Annotated in this window: 16 protein-coding genes; 10 read left to right on the top strand and 6 right to left on the bottom strand. The window is 49.6% G+C overall.

The genetic code is table 11. The features are described from left to right. Window positions 1-7: 7 nt before the first annotated feature. From ACFOET_RS00435 to ACFOET_RS00425, 3 genes are read right to left on the bottom strand one after another with little or no spacing between them, the layout of a single operon-like run. On the bottom strand, window positions 8-1,126 hold the full coding sequence (locus tag ACFOET_RS00435) for a fasciclin domain-containing protein (RefSeq protein WP_379018412.1): 1,119 nt from the start codon (window positions 1,124-1,126) through the stop codon (window positions 8-10). Window positions 1,127-1,139: 13 nt separating this feature from the next. Next, on the bottom strand, window positions 1,140-2,651 hold the full coding sequence (locus ACFOET_RS00430; protein ID WP_379018410.1) for a RagB/SusD family nutrient uptake outer membrane protein: 1,512 nt from the start codon (window positions 2,649-2,651) through the stop codon (window positions 1,140-1,142). 30 nt (window positions 2,652-2,681) lie between these two features. After that, the gene (locus tag ACFOET_RS00425) at window positions 2,682-5,678 is read right to left on the bottom strand and encodes a SusC/RagA family TonB-linked outer membrane protein (RefSeq protein ID WP_379018408.1); all 2,997 of its coding nucleotides are present in this window, start codon (window positions 5,676-5,678) and stop codon (window positions 2,682-2,684) included. A 605-nt stretch (window positions 5,679-6,283) separates the two neighbouring features. Between ACFOET_RS00425 and ACFOET_RS00420 the strand changes: the two genes are divergently transcribed. Next, entirely contained in the window at window positions 6,284-8,680 is a 2,397-nt protein-coding gene (locus tag ACFOET_RS00420; protein WP_379018406.1) for an ABC transporter permease, read from the top strand. Here the strand turns inward: ACFOET_RS00420 and ACFOET_RS00415 are convergent, their stop codons facing one another. After that, window positions 8,681-9,181: a DinB family protein gene (locus tag ACFOET_RS00415; protein WP_379018404.1), complete on the bottom strand. Its 501-nt coding sequence runs from the start codon at window positions 9,179-9,181 to the stop codon at window positions 8,681-8,683. A gap of 339 nt (window positions 9,182-9,520) precedes the next feature. Here ACFOET_RS00415 and ACFOET_RS00410 point away from each other — a divergent pair, with 339 nt between their 5' ends. The 9 genes from ACFOET_RS00410 to ACFOET_RS00370 all read left to right on the top strand — a co-directional run bounded on the left by ACFOET_RS00410 (window position 9,521) and on the right by ACFOET_RS00370 (window position 20,042). Further along, window positions 9,521-11,941 (top strand): ABC transporter permease, encoded by a 2,421-nt coding sequence (locus ACFOET_RS00410; protein WP_379018402.1) that lies wholly within the window; start codon window positions 9,521-9,523, stop codon window positions 11,939-11,941. A 68-nt stretch (window positions 11,942-12,009) separates the two neighbouring features. After that, on the top strand, window positions 12,010-14,394 hold the full coding sequence (locus ACFOET_RS00405; protein WP_379018400.1) for an ABC transporter permease: 2,385 nt from the start codon (window positions 12,010-12,012) through the stop codon (window positions 14,392-14,394). Window positions 14,395-14,488: 94 nt separating this feature from the next. Then, window positions 14,489-16,885: an ABC transporter permease gene (locus tag ACFOET_RS00400; protein ID WP_379018398.1), complete on the top strand. Its 2,397-nt coding sequence runs from the start codon at window positions 14,489-14,491 to the stop codon at window positions 16,883-16,885. A gap of 169 nt (window positions 16,886-17,054) precedes the next feature. Continuing rightward, window positions 17,055-17,351 (top strand): ABC transporter permease, encoded by a 297-nt coding sequence (locus tag ACFOET_RS00395; RefSeq protein WP_379018396.1) that lies wholly within the window; start codon window positions 17,055-17,057, stop codon window positions 17,349-17,351. An 81-nt stretch (window positions 17,352-17,432) separates the two neighbouring features. Beyond that, a complete protein-coding gene (locus tag ACFOET_RS00390; protein ID WP_379018394.1) occupies window positions 17,433-17,726 on the top strand; it encodes a carboxypeptidase regulatory-like domain-containing protein in 294 nt (97 codons plus the stop codon). Window positions 17,727-17,745: 19 nt separating this feature from the next. Continuing rightward, window positions 17,746-18,969 (top strand): hypothetical protein, encoded by a 1,224-nt coding sequence (locus ACFOET_RS00385; RefSeq protein WP_379018392.1) that lies wholly within the window; start codon window positions 17,746-17,748, stop codon window positions 18,967-18,969. A gap of 190 nt (window positions 18,970-19,159) precedes the next feature. Further along, complete coding sequence (locus ACFOET_RS00380) at window positions 19,160-19,321, top strand: hypothetical protein (RefSeq protein ID WP_379018390.1); 162 nt, start codon at window positions 19,160-19,162, stop codon at window positions 19,319-19,321. A 180-nt stretch (window positions 19,322-19,501) separates the two neighbouring features. Then, window positions 19,502-19,678 carry an ABC transporter permease gene (locus ACFOET_RS00375; protein ID WP_379018388.1) on the top strand — a complete coding sequence of 59 codons (177 nt, stop codon included), beginning with the start codon at window positions 19,502-19,504 and terminating at the stop codon, window positions 19,676-19,678. A gap of 67 nt (window positions 19,679-19,745) precedes the next feature. Next, window positions 19,746-20,042 carry a hypothetical protein gene (locus tag ACFOET_RS00370; RefSeq protein ID WP_379018386.1) on the top strand — a complete coding sequence of 99 codons (297 nt, stop codon included), beginning with the start codon at window positions 19,746-19,748 and terminating at the stop codon, window positions 20,040-20,042. Here ACFOET_RS00370 and ACFOET_RS00365 read toward each other — a convergent pair. Together ACFOET_RS00365 and ACFOET_RS00360 are read right to left on the bottom strand one after the other, a co-directional pair. Beyond that, window positions 20,034-20,423: a PIN domain-containing protein gene (locus tag ACFOET_RS00365; RefSeq protein ID WP_379018384.1), complete on the bottom strand. Its 390-nt coding sequence runs from the start codon at window positions 20,421-20,423 to the stop codon at window positions 20,034-20,036. The two genes, ACFOET_RS00370 and ACFOET_RS00365, sit on opposite strands and share 9 nt — an antisense overlap. Beyond that, entirely contained in the window at window positions 20,410-20,619 is a 210-nt protein-coding gene (locus ACFOET_RS00360) for a type II toxin-antitoxin system VapB family antitoxin (protein ID WP_379018382.1), read from the bottom strand. Before ACFOET_RS00360 ends, ACFOET_RS00365 begins: the two co-directional genes overlap by 14 nt. Window positions 20,620-21,141 lie beyond the last annotated feature (522 nt).

Here is a 21,141-nt window from a genome sequence, read left to right as displayed (position 1 = left end):
GTTTAATTTAGTCTACTGGTTCTTCTTCACGCGGGGCGTTGACAGACCAATCTGCCATTTGGAAGGCGTCACCGCTCCGGTTGCGTAAGACGTTGAGCCGATAGAATTTGAATGCCCTTCGATTGTTTATGTGGTATACTTTCATTTGGAACCGGTTTTCGAAGATTTCACCTGCCCGGGCATCCAGTGTCGTCCAGTTTTCATCGTCGTTCGATCCCTGCAGGTTCCAGTCAATGGGGTCGCGCTCGGGGAAGTCATTTGCTGATGTGATGGTATACGCACCGGCCACTGCTGGAGTATCTAGCTCGAACTTAAGCCACGCTCCGTTGAAGCCGCCCAGCAGAAACTTCGTCTCACGATTACCATCAAATGCGTACTTTGCGGCCTCCACCGCATTGGGGCCACCTCCGTTTTCGCGTTCCGTACTCCAGGTCCCGCCAATGGTATGGAACAGATTGGGCGGCGGTGGGACGAACGTAAGCCTGCTGACGAAATCGCCGAAGCCAAACACGTGGTCGTTGCTGATGACATGCACGAATGCGTTATCCGTGGCAATGTTGATGGATCCGGTGTTGGTGCTGATCCAGTTGCGCCGGAATTGGCTTTTCTTCGTATCACTGAAACTGATGGTTGATGGACCGCCGCCGAGGAAGCCGGACGACGTAGTATGAGCCAATTGAGCATGCATCGGGTACCCATGCCGCACAGCTTCCAGGGCAATGCCATCCTGCAACATCATCGAGTCCGTTGGGTATTTGCCCCGAATGATGTATTGTGTGATCATCGTGTCCAGGTGTCTGGCGTTAATGGTCGACAGGTACTCCGACGGGCGGTCTGCCAGCAACCGGATATTATTAAGGTTGGTGATGGCCAATTGGAAACTTTCGTTGGTGAGTGCAAACAATGTGATGTTGCTATCGCGTAGCGTCGGTTCCAGTTCCATACGGTCGATTACCCGGAGGAGGGAATCGTAGACCCCAGGCTTACTTTTCAGGTAGGTGTACGTATCGCCGTCGAATTGATTTTCAACGGCCGTAGGGCGGTAATACCCACTGTCTTTGGCACACGCCGCAACCATCAGTCCGGCAAGCAGGAGATAACCGTATTGAAAAAATCGTTTGTTCATGATAATCAAATCGTTATTGCCAATATGCATTTTGTGTCAACTGATTGTTCTGTCTGAGCAGGTTTTGTGCTACGGGCCAGAAAATGCCGCCGTTGTTGATCAGCTGGCTGATGGCCGGATGGCTTGGCCGGATGCGGTTATAGCGCACCAGGTCGTACCACCGGTGCCCTTCGCCCATTAGTTCGCGCTGGCGCTCGAGGAATATGGTGTTGATCAGGTCGCCGTTGATATCTTCGTTGTATGGGTCGAGTCCCCGACGGGTGCGGATCTCGTTCAGCAAATCGATAGCTCCCTGGCGTTCGCCGAGCACGGCCAGCGCTTCGGCCCGCAATAAGACGATGTCTTCCAACCGCGTAAGGACAATGGCGCTGCTGAATATGCGGAATGACGGATCATTTACCCCCCCCATGATACATTTGACTTTACTGAAGATCGGATATTTTCCATTGTAGTTGGAAAAGTAACGGTCAGACACCGGGGTGCCCAAGGTGTCGAGCGCAAACCGTTCGTCGCCAGCTTCATTAAAGATCTTGATAATCGAATCCTTGGGAAGGTAAATATCCGGTATCTGTTTATTTACGACCGGCTCGGCCAGCGTTAGTTCTTCGAGATGGCCGGTAAACGAGGCATCCACATGGCCCCAGTCAAACGCAAAGCCGAACAACTGGTTGGTGCGTTTGTTGAAAAAGAAGCCATTTGCGTCGGTGAGGTGCGCCGTGGAAACGTAGCCCATAGCGGCCACAGAATGCATATCGACAACTATTTTACTGTAACTCGCTGCATCCGGATAGTTGCCCTGCCAGGCCGCAAGGTGCGCCAACATGGCATAAGCGGTCAGTTTTCTGACCAGCGCACCGTCCCATCGTGTTTGGTTTGCGTTATAATAATCACCTTGCTGCTGCGGATCTCCTGCACTGTAGCGCAATGGAAGATCGGCCGCTGCAGCTCGCATCTCCCGCTCGGCCCAGGCCAACACCTTGCTCTGGTCATCACGACGCCTGTCTTCAAAGCTACCATCGTGAGAAGAAGTAATCAGCGGTACATCTCCCCAAATGCGGGCCATGTAGAAATAGGCAAACGCCCGCAAGAAACGGATCTGCGCAACATCCACCGTCATGTTGTTTGCAGAATACCGCAAATCCTTTTCACGCACGTCGTGTACACGCTCTAAGAAAATATTGGCTGAGTTGATCACCGCATACCAGCGTCGCCAATTGGACAAGGCCTCCAATGCCGGGTATGATGCGGTAAGATCGTTGGCAATAATTGCCCGCAAATCCTGCCGATTTGGGCTTGTAAACTCGCCAGCGCGGACATCACCATACAGCCAATAAGCGTTATGATCCGCCAAGGCCGCCCTTACCAGGCCATAAGTTCCCAATAAAGCCGCACGGGTATCTTCTAGCGAATTCCACATGTTTTTTTCACCCACGATACGCGATGAGTCGACATCCAACATTTTTTTGCAGCCTCCTAAAAACAGGGCCAATGCCATCAACGCTCCGATTGTTTTATGTCTATTCATAATGATCCTTCGTACTTTGCTTCGTCTTTTTTACAAATTCATCCTAATGCCCAAGGTATACGTCCGCGGAATTGGTAAACCATAACCCGTATCATAACCCATGAAATTCACCAGTTCCGGATCTCGGCCGGAATATGGCGTTAGGGTAAATAGGTTATGCCCGGTGCAGTATACATACAGCCGTTCGATGGCTGACGAGCGGCTCTTTAGCCAGTCACTCAGGTCGTAGCCCACGGATAGGGTACGCAGTTTGACGAACGAGCCATTTTCGAGAAACAAATCCTGATCGGTTCGGTAGGGGATGACGTTGCTCCATGGGTTATACAATGGATACTGGCTGTAGTCGCCGCGCTTTTCCCAAAAGGTGATTTCCTTTACAGAATTCATATTCACCGTGCCTTCACGGTTGATAAAGTCAAACCGATTGGCCATTTCAGCATTCAGGATATTACGCCCGATGTTAAAATGGAAGTTGGCATCGAGGTCCCACTTGCCATAGCTGAATCGGTTGATGAAACCGCCAGCAACCTTTGGAAACATGTTTCCCATCAGCGTTTTATCCGCATTGGTGATCGCATTATCGCCGTCAATGTCGACCCAGCGGGGATCGCCTGCCCGCAAGTCGATGCTGTTGAAATGCCGCCGACTGCCATCCACAAGCGGCACTTCGGAATCGGCGAGGTAAATTCCTTCGTTCTGAAGTAGCCAGAAGCGATCAACGCGTTCCCCGACACGGAACATCCGGTTGTCAATAACAATCTCATCCAGTCCACCCGGGAGTGCAGTAAGTTTGTTTTGATTATAGTTGACCACAATTGCCGGGGTCCATGAGAAGCGCCCTTCTGTGTTGCGGACAACGTCTGCGCTGAGTTGCATTTCCACACCCGTATTATTCACCTCCATACCAACTTCGTAAGACTGACTATAGCCATATTCAGCATACGATGGGACACCAAGCAATTGATTGCGGTCGTATTTCGTGTACCCATCGATGTTTATTCGGATCCGTTCGTCTGCGAAGCCAAGATCCAGTCCGATATTCAATTGGTCGGTATATGACCATGGAATCCCATAACCCGACCAGCCGAATTCGTATGGACGGCTAAGCACGCCGAAACCGTTATAGCCTGCGGCAATGACGTTGCCCGTATAACCGATATACGTCGAGTAAGACGGTCCCTGTGAAAAATTGTCAAATACGTTTAGCCGGCCCATTCGCCCGGCGCTGGCGCGTAAATTGAATGTCGAGAATGTTCGATTATCCGCTAAGAGGTCGTTTTTGATGTTCCAGCCCGCGGAAAGCACAGGGGCAAAAAGCCATCGGCTGGTTGGCTGGGCATTGGACGATCCATCTGAACGCAATAGCAAAGACACCGTATACCGGTCATCGAAATTGTAAGTTCCGCGTCCGTAGAACGAAACCAAGTTCTGCCGGGTATAATCAAGAAATTTGTAGACCAGTTGCCGGGGAAACGCTAAGGGGTTCAGATAGTTCCCGTCATCGGGGTCAGACTCCAATAAGTTGATTTTAATAAAGTCGTTGATGCCCTTGTACGCATAGGCATAATTGTATTTGTAAGCATCCCACTGCAATGAAGCGCCAGCCTCAAGGAAAAATGCTTGCCGGGCTCCCAAGTCCACATCATAGGTTACGTGGTTATCAAAGATGACCCGTTGGTTATATCCATAATAATTGGATGCGTAACTATTCTCTTCCATGAGTGTGCGCGGATAAAACAGGTCGCGGTACCCCTCATTGTAGTCAATGGCCAGACGAGATGTCACCTTCAACCGATTGAAATCGAACACCAGCTTCGCGTGGCCCTCCACGATGTTGGTGGCATTGTTGTCGAAACTGTTTTCAAACTGCTGGAGATAGCTTTTATAAATGGCATTGTTAGGCGCCAGCGGAGAAGATAAATCCGGAATATAGGACATCGTGGCAAAGCGATCGCGCAATGAACGGTTGCGGTTGCGCAGTAGCCTGTTGCCATTTATCATCGCTGAAAACAGCAACCATTCCGTGGGTTTCATATTGATGTTGAACAAGGCGTTATAGCGCGAGAGCCCCGTTTCGTCTGCCACGCCCTGGTTTCGCATATGCCCCACGGCAAAGCGGAAGTTTGCGCGATCACCTCCGCCTGATATATCGGCATTTGCCGAATAAACCAGACCGTTCTGGTAGTAACTATCCGACCAATCCGCCGCCCCATAGTACGCAGTATTGAGCGAATCACTCAGGTAGAGCGGGTACGTATCATCTGCCGAATACCGGCCTGTGGCCGTATAGCGGTCATAAAACTGTCTTCGGAAATCGTTCTCGTACGCCCCATTTATGGTGGTGACGATTGGACGCTGGGCTACGCCCATGTATGAATTGAAGCTGATTTTGCGTGAGGTACCCGGCTGCTTGGTGGTAATGGCAATGACGCCGTTTGCTCCCAACGGCCCATAAATCGCCGTGCTTGCCAGATCCCTCAGCACCTGCACGGAGGCAATGTTATTCATATCGATGTTGCTCAGCAGATTAGTGGCCGGCCCGATGCGATTATAGTCGTACTGCTGGATATCATAAGCAAACGGGTGCTCGCCGATTAACGGGATTCCGTCCAGTACTACGAGGGGTTGTGATTGGTAAACCTCCTTTTGAGAAAGAATGGGCATCGGCAGGCCACGGATATACATCTGCTGCACTGTGCCGGGTTCGCCCGAGGTTTCCTGCACATACAGCCCTGCAACACGGTCTTTGAGGTATTGCTGTAACGATACCGCCGGAAAACGGGCTATATCGTCCGGCTCGCCGGTTAACGAATGGCGATTTATATCGGTGAAAACACGGTGGTCGCGACCCAGCGATACCACTTGCACAGCACTGGTATCATTCGTCAGGTTATTCGCGGCAGACGACTGCGACAGGGTGTCGGTTAGCTGCCAGGTTACAGCAGACGTACTCGTGTTACTATAGAAACATAGCGCAGTAGTACAGCATGAAATTAAGATCCAAACCGGGGTCTTGTTATGCATCATGTTGATGAGTTGTTAGATTTTATGTTCGATGATCAAATAAATTAATCGTAACAGATTAACTTAACGGCAACGCCCTTATACAATTGGCACAAATGACGCATTACAGGCAATCAATATCCTGCTGCACTCAAATGAGTGCGGCATTGATCGAAATGTAATGTGATGACGAACATACAGTTGCATGAACCGTACGTTATGTGGTCGTTTAAGTAGTGATAGTTGGATGTTTTGCCATAATCTAAATCTGGTTACGTTTTAATCGGTTACTAAATTAGTTACTATATATTGGTTTATCAACGGCTAAGGTATGAACAAAAATCGTTTTAGCAAATTTTTTTTTATTTTTTATTTAAAAGCAATTGGAGTTATCATGTATACGCCTTAAGTTTTGGCAATAGCCGGACTATCGAAAAAGTTTTTTGTGAGAATACCATCTGTTCAGCGCAAATAACTGGTTAAGTGCGCTCGGAGATGTTTGTCCGCAACTGAACACCCAGGTGTTCGGTATCGTACACCTCCGCCACACGATGAACACATAAATTGCTAATAAGTAAACCGTTACGATTTTGGCGCAGAAAATGTCATCGTATTGATATAAGCTAAATATGTTAACGAACTATTTCAAGAGCGCATGGCGCAACTTAGTGCGCAGCAAGGTATTCTCAATCATCAATATCATTGGACTGGCCATCGGGCTGACCGCATTTCTGTTGCTTGCCTTATATATCAAGGACGAATTAAGTTATGACCGTTTCCATGAAAAGGGGGACAGGATTTACCGGGTATCGCGTGAGTTTTTGGACGACAACGGAGCCACTAACCTTCATTTGGCGCAGCTGGCTCCACCGTATGGGCCGCTTATTGCGCAAGATTTTCCGGAAGTGGAGCGGGTAGTGCGGATGCTGCAGACGAGTGCGACGATTCGGTATGGCGACAAGCTTTTCAATGAGGATCGGATATTTTTTGCCGAAGAAGGGTTCTTCGATTTATTTTCGGTTCCTGTCGTGCAGGGCAACGCGCATACCGCACTTCGAGACCCTTATACGCTGATGTTGTCTGCACCGTTAGCCAGGAAATATTTCGGCAATGAAGATCCATTGGGTAAAATGGTCCGGGTCAATAATCAAGCGGAAATGATGGTAACCGGCGTTTTCGAACCACTACCCGCCCAGTCGACCATGCACCCAGAACTGCTGATATCGTTCGCTACACTTAATGACGATAACATTTATGGAGCTGAAAATTTGCGGTCTAATTGGGGTAATAATGCATTCAACACTTTTCTGTTGCTTCCCGAAGGGTACGATCCGACACGGTTGGCCGACGCTTTCCCAGCGTTCCAGAACAAGCATATGGGCGAGCATACCTCGAAGTATTCGGTTTTGCACCTCATGAAGCTGACGGACATCCACCTGCATTCTCATACCGATTCGGAAATCGAACCTACATCCGATATCCGCTACGTTTATTTCTTTGCAGCCATCGCGCTGTTCATTCTTATCATTGCCTGCATCAATTACATGAACCTGACCACTGCGAGATCGGCCAAACGGGCGAGGGAAGTGGGCATGCGGAAGGTTGTGGGCGCGCAACGTGGGCAGCTCATCAGGCAATTTCTCATGGAATCATTGTTATATACTGTCATTGCCCTGCTGGTGTCATTTGCGTTTGTCTATGCCGCGCTTCCGTTTCTGAATGATTTGGCAGCTAAAAGCCTCAAGTTTAACGGTCTCCTAAATCCGTCGTTCATCGGTATCATTGTGAGCGTGACGCTATTTACTGCCTTCGTCTCTGGCAGTTATCCGGCCTTTTTTCTGACAGCTTTCCAGCCGATAAAGGTATTCAAAGGTAAGGTGGCTACCGACGTCAAAAGAGGAGTATTGCAACAGCTGTTGGTAACAATCCAATTTGCCATAGCCGTGTTATTGATTATTTGTACCACGGTGGTGTACAGCCAAATGAGGCATGTGCAGGACTTCAAGTTGGGCTACTCCAAGGAGCAGGTTTTGCTGATGCCTGCGGCGGGCGACTCAATTGCCTTTGAATCGGCAAGACATCAACTGGTCCAACATCCGGGCATCGTGGACGTTGCCCGATCATCACGCATTCCTACGGGACGGCTATTGGATGGGCAGACCGCATATGTGATGCGCGGTGGCCAATTAGCACCGACAGGAGCGATCATCAAGGGGCTGGCCATTGATGAACAGTTTATTCCCACTTACCAAATCGAAATGGTAGCAGGAAGGAACCTGTCGCGCGAGTATCCTACCGACCGCATGGAAGGATTCATTTTGAATGAGTCGGCTGCAAAGATGCTCGGGTGGCGTAGTCCTGAAGATGCGATTGGCAATACCTTTGCTTACGGCGGCCAAAAGGGTCAAATAATCGGTGTAACAAAGGACTTCCATTTCGAGTCCCTTCACCAGCAGGTCGTTCCATTAGTGATGGGCATGAACGGCAGTTATTCCTGGTGGTCTGTGCGAATCACTGGCGGAGATATTCCGTCTACGCTCAACCACCTCGAAGCTGTCTGGAAGGCGCGTTTCCAAGACAATCCCTTCACCTATGAATTTCTGGACGATCGTTTCGGTGTCATATACGAAAAAGAGCGAACCCAACAGGTATTGTTCGGCATCTTCGCAGGTATAGCCATATTTATTTCTTGTTTAGGTCTTCTGGGTTTGTCCATGTATATGGCGGAGCTTCGGATGAAGGAGGTCGGTATCCGAAAGGTACTGGGCGCATCCGTAGCAGGCATCGTACGGCTGCTATCCGCAGATTTCCTGAAGCTGGTGCTTATTGCCATTTTTGTAGCGGCGCCCATCGCTTGGTGGATAATGCGTACTTGGTTGGATGAGTTCGCTTACCGGACAACCCTCCAATGGTGGATGTTTGCCGGAGCCGGTTTGGTCGCTGCTGCGATCGCCTTGCTGACCGTGGGCTGGCAGGCGATACGTGCAGCAGTGGCCAATCCGGTGGACTCGTTAAGGGATGAATGATTACTCGCTACCCATTTCGTCTGCGCTCGGCCCGTAACTTCCCGGTATTGGAATATCCAATAGCCGCAAGAAAACACCCAATTGCGCACGGTGGTGTATGGTTTGGCTAAACGCATGGCGGACCATGCCGTACTTCGTGGTGTCCAGGTAAACCGCCTCCCCGCCCCGCATGATCCATGGCTTGTCCAGCAAAGCTTCCGACAAGCGTCGCAAAGCGTTCTTTCCTGATCGGTAAGACTTCTCAAACAAAGCCATAAGCTCGGCGTTGCTGGTAATCGAGGTGGGCTGATAAGCGCCTTCATTGAAGTCCAGCTCATCCTGATCAACGGCCAGCGTATACCAAGACGGGATCTCGGCCAAATGTGTAGCCAATTGTATCAGTGTCATGCTTTTGCGGTGTGGTGCCCAGTCAAACCGGTCTTCCGGCACAAGGGCCAGCATTTTGCGGGTTATTGCGCCCTCGCTTTCCAATTCTGCCAAAAGTTCTTTAATGATATCCATTTCAATATGTGATTAATTGTTTGTAGCGGCAAAGCTATCCGTATCCACTGACAACCCTATGTCAGGGTATATAGTACCACTAAAATAATATGACGGGGTTAGGAAATTTGTTTTCAGCTGTCCGTATGCGAACACCCACTGTTCGGAATCGAACACCCGATGGACTTGAAACCTCCATATTTTTCTTACTATCAATAGGTTATATTTTTGGCGTCATAACTGTATCTGTCCCATGCCAAATCAGCTTTTAGCTTATTCGGCACGTGAGCACACCGATAGCAGTCGACGCAGGCGCTTCGTGGAGCCAGTACCATTTGACAGCGCATTATTATAAGATCAATGATACCCCATTCTATCAAAACCACCGTCCGCCACCTATGGCGAAACCGATTGTTCACCGCGTTGAATATACTGGGGCTGTCCATAGGCATCAGCGCTTGTTGGATCGTCTATCGCATCGCGGATTACGAACTGAGCTACGACAAACAACATCCTGATGCTGAACAGATTTACCAGTTGGTGGGACGATTTAAATCCGATGGAAAAGAAAGCGGTTTTGGCGGCGTGCCGTTGCCGTTGGCCCCCACGTTGACGGAAGACGTCACCGGAGTGGAGCTGGTCGTGCCTATTTACGACCAGTATATCGAAAAGCTGATTGTGCCAGCTTCAGGGCAATCGCCGGAAAAGACAGTGGCAGACCCCCAAGTCGTCGCCACCTTACCAGCCTATTTCGAGCTGGTGCCGCATCGCTGGACAGCGGGAAATAGGCAAACAGCGCTTGACGCCCCCGACAAGGTGGTCTTAACCGAATCGCGTGCTGCGGAATATTTTCCGGGCCTTGAGCCGGAGAACATACTTGGTAAGACATTGTACCATGATACCGTAGCCCGGGCGATCACCGGGATCGTCGCAGATTTAGACTATCCCAGCAGTTTTAAAGAAAAAGAGTTTATAGCCGTCTCCGCAGAGGAGTGGTCGTCAGACAATTGGCTCGAATCAAATTCCGCCCATATTGTATTTATCAAAGTTGCCAAGGGTAAATCAATTGATCAGATTGTGGACTTTGCTACCAACCGGCGGCTCGACTTTGCAGCTAAACTACAGCAGGAGCATGGGTTTGAGGCTTGGTTTGAAGCACTGCCACTTCTCGACAAACATTTTGCGGGTGAATACGCCACCGGCACCCGGTCGGCCAGCATGACAACACTTTATGGGTTGATGGGCATCGGCTTTTTCCTGCTGATACTCGCCTGTATCAACTACATCAACCTGAGTACAGCCCAGATACCGCAACGAGCCAAAGAAATAGGCGTGCGCAAAACGCTCGGCGGCACGCCTCGAGTGCTTATCGCCAACGTTCTGGTGGAGACATTGGCCATCACCTTCGTGGCATTGCTGCTGGCCATCCCGATAACAAGCTTGTTTTCGGCGGTTTTCCCGGAATTTATCCCAGCGGGTCTGACGGATTTTCAAAACCGCTTCGGGCTGACGATGTTTCTCCTCGCCTTACTCATCACGATCACCCTTGCAGCTGGTAGTTACCCCGCTTGGCTCATCACCAAGGTACGCACGGTGCAGGTGTTGAAGGGACATGGAGACAAAATGGTATTAGGAGCGCGGCTCAGCCTTCGAAAAGGCTTAATCGTCTTTCAGTTCGTTATTGCGCAGGTATTTATCGTGAGCGCGCTGATCATCGGGCAACAGCTTAACTACACCTTGGATAAAGACCTCGGCTTCACGCATGAGGCCGTGGTAAACATCGGCATGCCATACCGCTCAGATCAGGGCGCGGATATCGATCCCTTTATCTACAAGCGGGCGTTGGCGCAGCATCCAGAATTCGAAGGCATCGCAGTGGGGCATGAACCGCTGAACAACAACCATTGGGGTACTACCTTTTACTACGCCGCCGACACGGGTCAGGTACGCCTCAACATGCCCCGCAAATACATTGATGCAGACTACCTGCCGCTCTATCAAATTAAGCTGCTGGCAGGCACCAACATTCAACAGACCGACACGCTACGCGACCTTATCATCAATGACGCCGCGCGTAAGGCATTTGGTTTCAATTCCCCGGAAGCTGCTATCGGCCGCTTTCTGACCTTCGAGAACAAGCAACATCCCATTGTAGGGGTGGTTGCCGATTTTCACCAAAAAGACTTCCGTGTAGCGATTGAACCCATCGCTTTGGGAACTTCCAACCGAAGGAGTTCTTTGCAAACCTTCCACGTCAAGTTACCTTCCGACCGCTCCAAATGGAAAAAGGCCTTCGCAGTGATGGAAGAGGAATGGAAGACCATTTACCCCGATGCGCCTTTTGACTACCGTTTCAACGACGAGCGTATAAAAGGATTGTATGAATCCGAGTACCGAATGTCTAAGCTGATCGGTTTGGCTACGGGTGTAACCATCTTTATCAGTTGCCTTGGTTTATTTGGTTTAGCTACGCTCACAGCCTTCCAGCGCACCAAAGAAATCGGCATCCGCAAGGTGTTGGGGGCAACGGTGTCTGGCATTGTCAGTTTGCTTTCGAAGGACTTCCTCACGCTGGTGCTGATCGCCATCGTTGTTGCCTCCCCCATCGCTTGGTGGGCAATGAACAGATGGCTAGCGGATTTCGCCTACCGCATCGACATCCAATGGTGGATGTTTGCCGTGTCAGGGTTGATGGCAGTGGTGATTGCTTTCGTGACGGTGAGCTGGCAGGCAATACAGGCGGCAATGGCTAATCCGGTGGACTCATTGAGGGATGAGTGATTTTTCAGCAATCGGAAACGAAACAGGCAGCAAAAGCAAAAAGACAGAAAAACACAATATGAAAAGCCATGATAAAGACCGATTTTAGAATCGCTTTGCGTAACATTAAGCGCAACAAATCATATGCCTTGATCAACGTGTTAGGGTTGGCATTGGGCATAGCCAGTGCTCTGATTATTTTTGCGATGGTAAGTTACCATCTCAGTTTTGACAATTTCCACCCTCAGCAAGACCGCATATACCGCTTGGTGACGGAGTGGCACGACGACGGTGTAAATCGCTCGGCTGGCGTGCCCCGGCCGCTAGGCAAAACCTACCGCGAAGATTTCAACTTTTCGGATTACACCGCGCGGAAGGTAGACTATCGCCGCGTGATGATTGCCGTGCCTGATGCAGGTGATGATAAACGGTTTGTTGAGGAATCTGGAATTGCCTATACAGAGCCGGAATTTTTCAAGATCTTCGATTTCCCGCTGTCGCGTGGCGATAGCAGCAAGGTGCTCCGGCAGCCCAACGAGATTATCCTCACCGAACGGATGGCCCAAAAATATTTTGGCGAGTCGGATCCAATCGGTAAAACGCTCCGAATCAACAATCGAACGGACTATGTGGTAAAAGGTATCCTTCAGGATTTTCCTGTCAATACGGACGTTCAGCAGGAGTTTTTCGTCTCCTACCATGAATTGACCCTCGACGGTATGGACACCAATTGGCTGGGTGTGTTCTCAGGTTCGAAATGCTATACAAGACTGAAAGATGGCGTAACGGCGGAGCAGGTTACTAAAGCACTGGTTGGGCTTTCCCACCGCATCTATGAGGGCCGTGATAAGGATATCTGGCAATTCAAGCTGCAGCCGCTAAGCGACGTCCACTTCAATCCCGACTTCGACGGCTATGTCAATAAAAGTTACCTGTGGGCACTGCTTATCATCGGACTGTTCCTCATGGTGACAGCAGCCATCAACTTCACGAATTTAGCAACCGCCCATGCAATTAACCGGGCTAAGGAAATTGGTGTACGCAAGGTGTTGGGTAGCAACCGCAAACAACTTTTCTGGCAATTTATGGCAGAGACAGCCCTCATCACTTTGATCTCCTTGGTATTTGCCTATGGCTTAGCGCTTGTTATCCTGCCCGGCATCAACGGATTGCTTGGCACCGAAGTACAACTGCACCTGTTCAGCAGCTGGCAACTACCCGTGTTCTTAGTATCGACAGCGATATTTATGGTGTTCCTTTCGGGTTCCTATCCAGGACTGGTTTTGGCGGATTTCAGGCCTGTACAGGCGCTTCGAAACCAAGTCACCCAACGCGAAATAGGCGGCTTATCGTTGCGGCGGGTGCTCGTTATCGGGCAGTTTGTCATCTCCCAAGTATTGATCATCGGTACGCTGATCATTGCCAGCCAAATCCGCTATACGCGGGAAACCGATTTGGGATTTGATAAAGAGGCCATCGTAAACCTATCCATACCCGACGCTGGAAATGCGGCGAAGATGAAGACATTACAGCATCGGCTTTCAGCTATCAACGGTGTGAAACATGTATCGCTCAATTTTCAGCCCCCCGCTTCCGGCTCCAACAACTCCACCGATATCCGCTACGACAACCGGCCAGACACCGAACGGTGGAGCATCAACATGAAATTTGCCGACGACAGGTACCTATCCACGTTTAACATCCCACTGGTAGCCGGCCGGAATTTCTTTCCGTCCGACACCGTTAAGGAGTTTTTGGTCAACGAGACCTTTGTTAAAAACCTCCACCTTGCCTCGCCCGAACAGGTTATCGGCAAACGCATCTCGGTCAATGGCGATGAAAACCAAGGAACGATCGTGGGAGTAGTGAAGGATTTCCATAATTATTCGCTCCACAGCGAGAAAGACGCGATATGCATCATGCCGTCAACGGCCAATTATTTCAATTGCTCTATTAAACTCCAAGGGCAGCAACTGGCATCTTCCATGGCTGCATTTGAACGGTTATGGAAAGAAACGTACCCTGACTATGTATATTCTTATGGGTTCCTCGACGAATCCATTGCCGAATTTTACGAACTGGACAACATCATGCTCAACCTCATTCAGGGTTTCGCCCTTGTGGCTATCTTAATCGGTTGCCTCGGATTATATGGATTAATAGCATTCATGGCGTTGCATAAAACCAAAGAAATCGGTGTCCGGAAAGTATTGGGTGCCACAGTGCCGCAGATTCTCTGGCTCTTCGGCCGTGAGTTCGCCAAGCTGCTGGTGATTGCTTTCGTTATAGCTGCGCCGATAGCTTGGCTGGGCATGGATAGGTATTTAGCGGACTTCTCCTACCGGATAACCGTCGGGCCAGGAATTTTTCTGTCGGCCATCGGTCTTACGCTAGCTATCGCCGCGCTGACGGTTGGATACCGGTCGATACGGGCTGCCGTGGTCAATCCAGTAGATTCGTTGCGACATGAGTAATTGATTTAGATTTTTCCCTCTCCTTTCTGGCGTTTTCCAAGATTGGGGGCGAAAAAGCGAAAAAGACCAAATTCTATGTATTAGCTCCTAAGAAATGATAAAGAACTATTTTAAAACCGCTTGGCGGACGATGATCCTCAACCGGACGTATTCGATAACCAATCTTATCGGTCTGGCCTTGGGGCTCACCGTGGTTATGTTTATTGCTTCTTTGGTGCTGGATGAATTATCCTACGATCGGCAATGGACACTTAAGGGAGAGCTATACCGCGTGCGATCGGTTCATAGTGGTCCAGATGGCAACGCACATTTCCGCACCAACAACGCACCGGTGGGACTCGGCAACGCGCTGACAACGCATTTTCCCGAGGTCATCGACTACACTGATCTAGATCTCCAGGGCAGGAAGTTGACGATAGATTCGATTTCACACCGCCATGTGGACCTCGATTTGCTGGAATCGGACACCAACTTTTTCAACCTGTTTGACACGCAGGCCATCACGGGTAACCCCAGGCAAATCATAGCCCACGCAAAAAACCTGGTGATCACTGAACGTGCACACCGGCGTTATTTCGACGGAAAAGAAGTGGTGGGAAACATTTATTATGACCTGCCGGAACAAGGCAAACCGGAACCCTATGTCGTTACCGCGATCGTGAAGGATTTGCCGCAAAACACCCATTTGCACGCTGACGCCATCGTCGTAGCCCCGCACCGCCAGTCTTTTGAACCCCATAAAGCCGGCGCCATGCGGGGACAGTACATCCGCGTCAAGCGCGACACCGATATCGCCACGTTGGCTTCCAAAGTAAACGAATGGTTCAGCAGGCAGCTGCCGGATCAACATCACACAAACACAACGTTTGAACTCCAGTCGATCAAAGACATCCACCTCCGCTCGGCGACCGGTTGGGACAGCCCCATGCGGGATCTGTATATCCTCGCCGGTATCGGCTTCCTCATTCTGGCACTGGTATGCATCAATTTCATTAACTTAACGTTTGCCCATGCCGTAAAGCGGACGCAGGAGACCGGAATCCGCAAGGTACTTGGCGCAGACCGCATCCACCTGGTTTCTCAGATCGGAACCGAAAGCCTGTTGCTTTTTGGGAGTGCATTCGCATTGGCTTACCTAGCTTATACACTCGCATTGCACGCGTTCGAAAAATACCTCGGACATCCGCTGACGTTGACATTTCACCGATCGCTACCGATGTTTGTGGGATTACTCGCTGCCTGGCTACTTATCGGTTTGCTCTGTAGCTGGTTCCCCGCATCTGCCTTATCAAAAACCAGAGCCGCCCACGAGTTGAAAAAGCGCCTAACGGTTTTGAACCTTCCCTTAAAGACCGGATTTACGCGCGGGTTGATTGCCGCGCAATTCGCTATCGCCATGATGGTTTTCATCTGTACGCTGACAATCGGTGCGCAACTGCGGTATATGGATAGGAAAAACCTCGGCTACGAACCGGAAAACCTACTCGTTGTGGCGATGACGGAATGGGAGGGCAAAGGCAATGCATTCAAAGAAAAGCTGCAACAGCACGCTAGTGTCGTCTCCGCCAGCCTTTCCCAATGGGCACCGTTCGGTGGAAGTGCGGAATTCACTCGGATTGAAGATCCATCGAATCCGGGAGAAGAAAAAGTAACCGCAATATTCCGCGGTGATTTTGATTTCGCCAAAACCCTGGGGATACAGCTCGTCGAAGGCCGGCAACTACAGCCAGGCCGTGCACAGGATATTGCGGTATATGATCCGGAGGCCATACAGCAGGGAATCTACAGCAACGTGCTAGTCACCGAATCGACCGCAGAAAAGCTGCGCCTGAAACTGGATTCCGGCTCCAGATTGCTATCTCAAACACCGGTGGGAATTGTCAAGGACTTCCATGCGGCCAGCCTCCATCATCCCACTGTGCTGACGGTCATAACGGCCGACCGGGAGTGGGATTACGGCTGTCTACTGGTACGGGTAGCGGATGGGCAGGAGAAAGATGCGCTGGCGGCTGTCACCAAGATGTGGAATGCGTTTTTCCCCAACCGGCTTTTACGTACTTTGTGGGTGGAAGAGCACGTGAAAGACCAATATCGAAAGGAACAAAGGCAGTATCAGCAACTGGCTTTTTTCAGCGGTATCAGCATGTTGCTTGCACTTTTGGGTGTTTTGGGCATTGCTATCTACACCATTGAGCGCAGGGTCAAAGAGATCGGTATCCGGAAGGTACTGGGCGCTTCAGTCAGCTCAATCGTATCGTTGCTCTCAGCTTCATTCACCAAGCTGGTGCTCGTGGCAGCCGCGCTGGCCTTCCCCATTGCTTGGTGGCTTATGCACCAATGGCTGGATAATTTCGCCTACCGGATTGATGTGCCACTGCATTTGTTTGCATTGACCGGCCTGTTCACACTTTGCTGCATGCTTACCGTGGTCGGTTTCCGGGCCTTCCGTGCGGCACGGGCTAACCCGGTGGAATCGTTGAGGGATGAATGAGTGGTGATTGGTGACAGCGCCGAAGGAAAAGGATGAAGGATAAAGGAGTTAAGATCCGGTGGATAGTTTGAGAGATGAGTGAACTCGCTTAGGGACGAATGGTCGGATCAATTCCCGGGGCTAGCCGAATAAAGACTAAATATTATGTATTATATTAGCTCCTAAGAAAATGATAAATAACCACTTCAGAATCGCTTGGCGAAACATCCTCCGAAATCGTGTCCACAGTACGATTGTCATGGCCATGTTTACGACCCAGCGGAGGGTAAAAGAAATCGGCATCCGCAAAGTGCTGGGCGCTTCTGTATCGAGCATTCTGACCTTGCTGGCTAAAGATTTCGTCAAACTGACATTACTTGCCCTCGTAGTGGCCTGCCCCGTCGCCTGGTGGGCAATGGACAGATGGCTGACCGATTTCGCCTACCGCATCGACATCCAATGTGGATGTTTGCCCTGGCCGGTCTGACAGCAGTTGTCATTGCCCTACTGACGGTGAGCGGTCAAGCCATACGGGCGGCGATGGTTAATCCTGTCAATAGCCTGAGGGATGAGTAAGTTTTGCCTTCAACCCATTCTATTGTTTTTCCCCTTCACTGGCCTTGGCCAGACACTCAAGGGCACCGTCAGGGACATGGAAACGCAGGAACCGCTACAATATGCCACCATCTCGGTCATTGGCCAGAATCGACGGGTCGTCACGGCGAGTGATGGGACGTTTACAGCAGACATTTCCCGGGAAAAAGCTTCAGATAGCATTACGGTTTCATACATCGGATATCGAACAGCGACCTTCGCGATCCGGGACAAACTAGCTGTATGTTCGTGTATTTTTTTATTTTAGAAGAAAAAATATCCAATACATGACCAAGCGCCGATCACTCTTTTCAAAAATCATCCAACTTTGGCTAGTGAGCTACGTCTTTCTTTTCATAGCCACCTCCCAGTTCTCTTTTTCGTTCAGTTTTTTCGAGCGATTCATCGAATGGTTCGGAATGACCGTACTGGGGCTGGCCAAATTCGAGAAAATACACCATACCGGCAGTGGCGATACCTTGTACAATTATGTCGTCGTCATGTTCTGTGTCATTTTTTCGTTGATCATCGCCATGGCTGTTTCGGCGATCAAGCGGCGCAAGGGAAATTTTGACGAACTCTACCAGTTTACCGTCGTGGTTGCCCGGTACTTCGTTGCTTACACCCTGGTGGTTTATGGATTTGCCAAAGTATTCGAGGGGCAATTTGCTTCACCCGGATATTTTAGACTTGAGCAAAAAGTAGGCGACATGTCGCCCATGGGGCTCGTGTGGACGTTTATGGGTGCATCAAGGCCGTACACGGTGGTTTCCGGCCTCCTGGAGTTGGCGGGGGGCGTGCTCTTGTTCTGGAGGCGGACCAAAACAATTGGCGCGCTTTTCAGCATGACCGTGATGCTGAATGTAGCGTTTTTGAACTTCTTTTATGATGTGCCGGTCAAGATTTTTTCGTCGCACATCATCCTGCTGTGCCTATTCATCTTGTCTTATGACCTGAGGCCGCTCGTCGACTTTTTTGTGTTTCATAGGCCTACCCGCCTCCCCTATGCGCCTTACAGCCCCCCCAAACGCTGGAAATTGATTACCACGCGGGTGATCAAGTATGCCTTTATCTGCGGTAGCATTGTAATGAGCTGTGCAGGATTGTGGTCTATGCTAAAAAAGGAACCGGTGCCCCACGAGGGGGCTTACCTCATTGACACCTTTGTGCTGAATGGCGATTCCATCCCCCCGAAGCGGGCGACAACCAACACGCTGGGCTGGAGCAAAATATTCATCTCGTCAAACCACCACTTCAACTACCTGGACAATGCCGAGAACAGGAAATATCTGCAAATGAATACCGATACATTGAAGAAGACCCTTTCCCTTTCCAGAGATGGCAAAGTGGTGGGAGTCTTGCAATACAGCTTTCAAAGGGACTCCGCCATCTTCACCGGCCACTTCGAAAACCGGGACATTTACATTAAAAGTCTGCGAAAGCAAAAAAAGGATTACTCGTTGATCAATCGCGGCTTTCATTGGATAAATGACTACCCGCCGAATTGGTGAGTCAGCTGGCCCGGAATACCGTCAGGGAAGGCCGGGTGGTACAGTGAGTTTCCATTACACCGTTTTCAATGTCACAGCTGGGCCTATCCGTGGACGATTCCGTCGAACATGAAGGCTAACCATTCTATAGGCGCTGCAGTGGTTGGTATTGGTTGCCTTCGTCATCGCATCACCTATTGCGTGGTGGGCCATGAACAATTGGCTGGAGGATTCTGCTTACCGCATCAACATCCAGTGGTGGATGTTTGTCTTAGCAGGTTTAGCTGCCGTGGTGATGACGCTACTTACCGCGGGCTGGCAGGCGGTGCAGGCTGCAACGGGGAATTTGGTGGATAGTTTGCGGGATGAGTGAGGTTGTAACCTAGGAACCCATTAAACCACCTTACTGTCCGATAGTGAACATTCGGTGTTCGATATCGAACACCTTAATGCATTGACCAGTTCATAACTCACAAATATGTAGACGGTTATCCGTTTGGCCTAATAGCTGCGTAATGCTATAAGGCGTATCCGAATAGCGATCTCGGTTCCCATGGCATGGTACGGCGCATCCAAATGGTTGGATAGCTTTGCTTACCGGATCGATATCAACTGGGCGATTTTCGGTTTAGCAGCTTGCTTGGCTTTCATCGTCGCGCTGGTCACAATCAGTTATGAATCCATCAAAGCTGCAACAGCCAATCCGGTGGATTCGTTGAGGAACGAATAATTAACGGAAAAAGACAAAAAAAGAGCAAAGAGTAAGGACAGATTCGCCTGTTATCAATATCTAAAGAATGTTGCAAAACCACCTCAAAACCGCGTGGCGGAATCTATTACGCTACCGAACAACGACGCTGATTAACATATCAGGGTTAGTTATCGGGATGACAGCCGCTTTTTTTGTATTCCTTTGGGTGAAGAATGAGTATGCTTACAACGGCTATCACCAGGACGTGGAACGTGTATACCGCCTGAAAACCTACCTGACAATTGACAAAAACAACACCTGGATATGGGAAAGTTCCCCATACCTGCTGGGCGAGGAGGCCAAAAAACAGCTACCCGAGGTAAAGCCATTTCAGTTATGCTGAGACCAAATCAAAGCTCAAAAATTCGTTCATCAACCTGAAGTGCTTATCAAAACTGAACAAGGTTATTTTTTCCTCAATGACTTGCTGGAGGATAATCAAGTCTGGTATACCTACTTTGTTAACACCGTTTCGAAGATTCATCAGTTGGTATTTCCGAATCAGTTCCCAATCTATTTGGAGCGGAACTTGTTCCAAGGCCAACAGCCCATCCAATATGTCATGCCGTTTATGGTGTACTAATACCGGCTGCAATTCCGTTAATATTAATTCATTGGTACACGCAAAGTCTTCTTCCAATAGCCGATCAAGGATAGGAATGCCGGCCGATTTGAAGTACTGAATCCAAACCGAGCTATCTATTAGTACTTTATATCTTGACATCTTCCCGTCCACGAAGTGTATCAAGGTCGATATTGAAGTCGAGCGTACCTTTCAATGCGATTAAGCGTTGTCTTTTAACCCGTTTGATATGTTCTTCCAATACCTCCTTGATCAATTGGTTCTTGGTCTTTGCCTTTGACAAGGTCATCGCTTCTGCAATCAATTTTTCGGGAATATCCAATGTCGTTCTCATCATTATCAATGCTTATTGCCATCATTATTTATGCAATAATAGGAAAAGTCTGCCAACTATCAAAACGTGAATGAAAGCCTGTCCGTTGGTGAACAACAAGTGTTCGACACTCCTTAGCACTCAACCCCGCTATTGTCATTGATAATCAAACCATCTTATTTTGGCTTAGTAACTGCTACCTCTTTTTGGTGGCATCGCTGAGGGATGAGTGGTGGGGAGATGGTGATCGGTTGTGGGTGATCATTGGTGGGTGGAAAAAGAGAAGTTACCGGAACAGAGATCGAGGAACAACGATAAATGAATAAAGCCATATAAACGACTATAGGCAACAACGGCAGGTCACCGGACACTTTTCACTGACCACCGAACACTGAAAACAATGATCAAGAACCACCTCAAAACCGCGTGGCGGAACCTTTGGCGCAACAAGGCGTTCAGCCTGATAAATGGGGTAGGGCTATCTTTCGGATTGGCAAGCATATTATCCTTAACATTGCTTGTGAATCAATATTTCACCCGCGACGA

This window comes from Parapedobacter deserti, assembly GCF_042646065.1.
Classification (GTDB): Bacteria; Bacteroidota; Bacteroidia; order Sphingobacteriales; family Sphingobacteriaceae; genus Parapedobacter; species Parapedobacter deserti.
The sequence above is the reverse complement of the archived record's forward strand: the minus strand, read 5'-3'. Positions and strand labels throughout refer to the sequence as shown.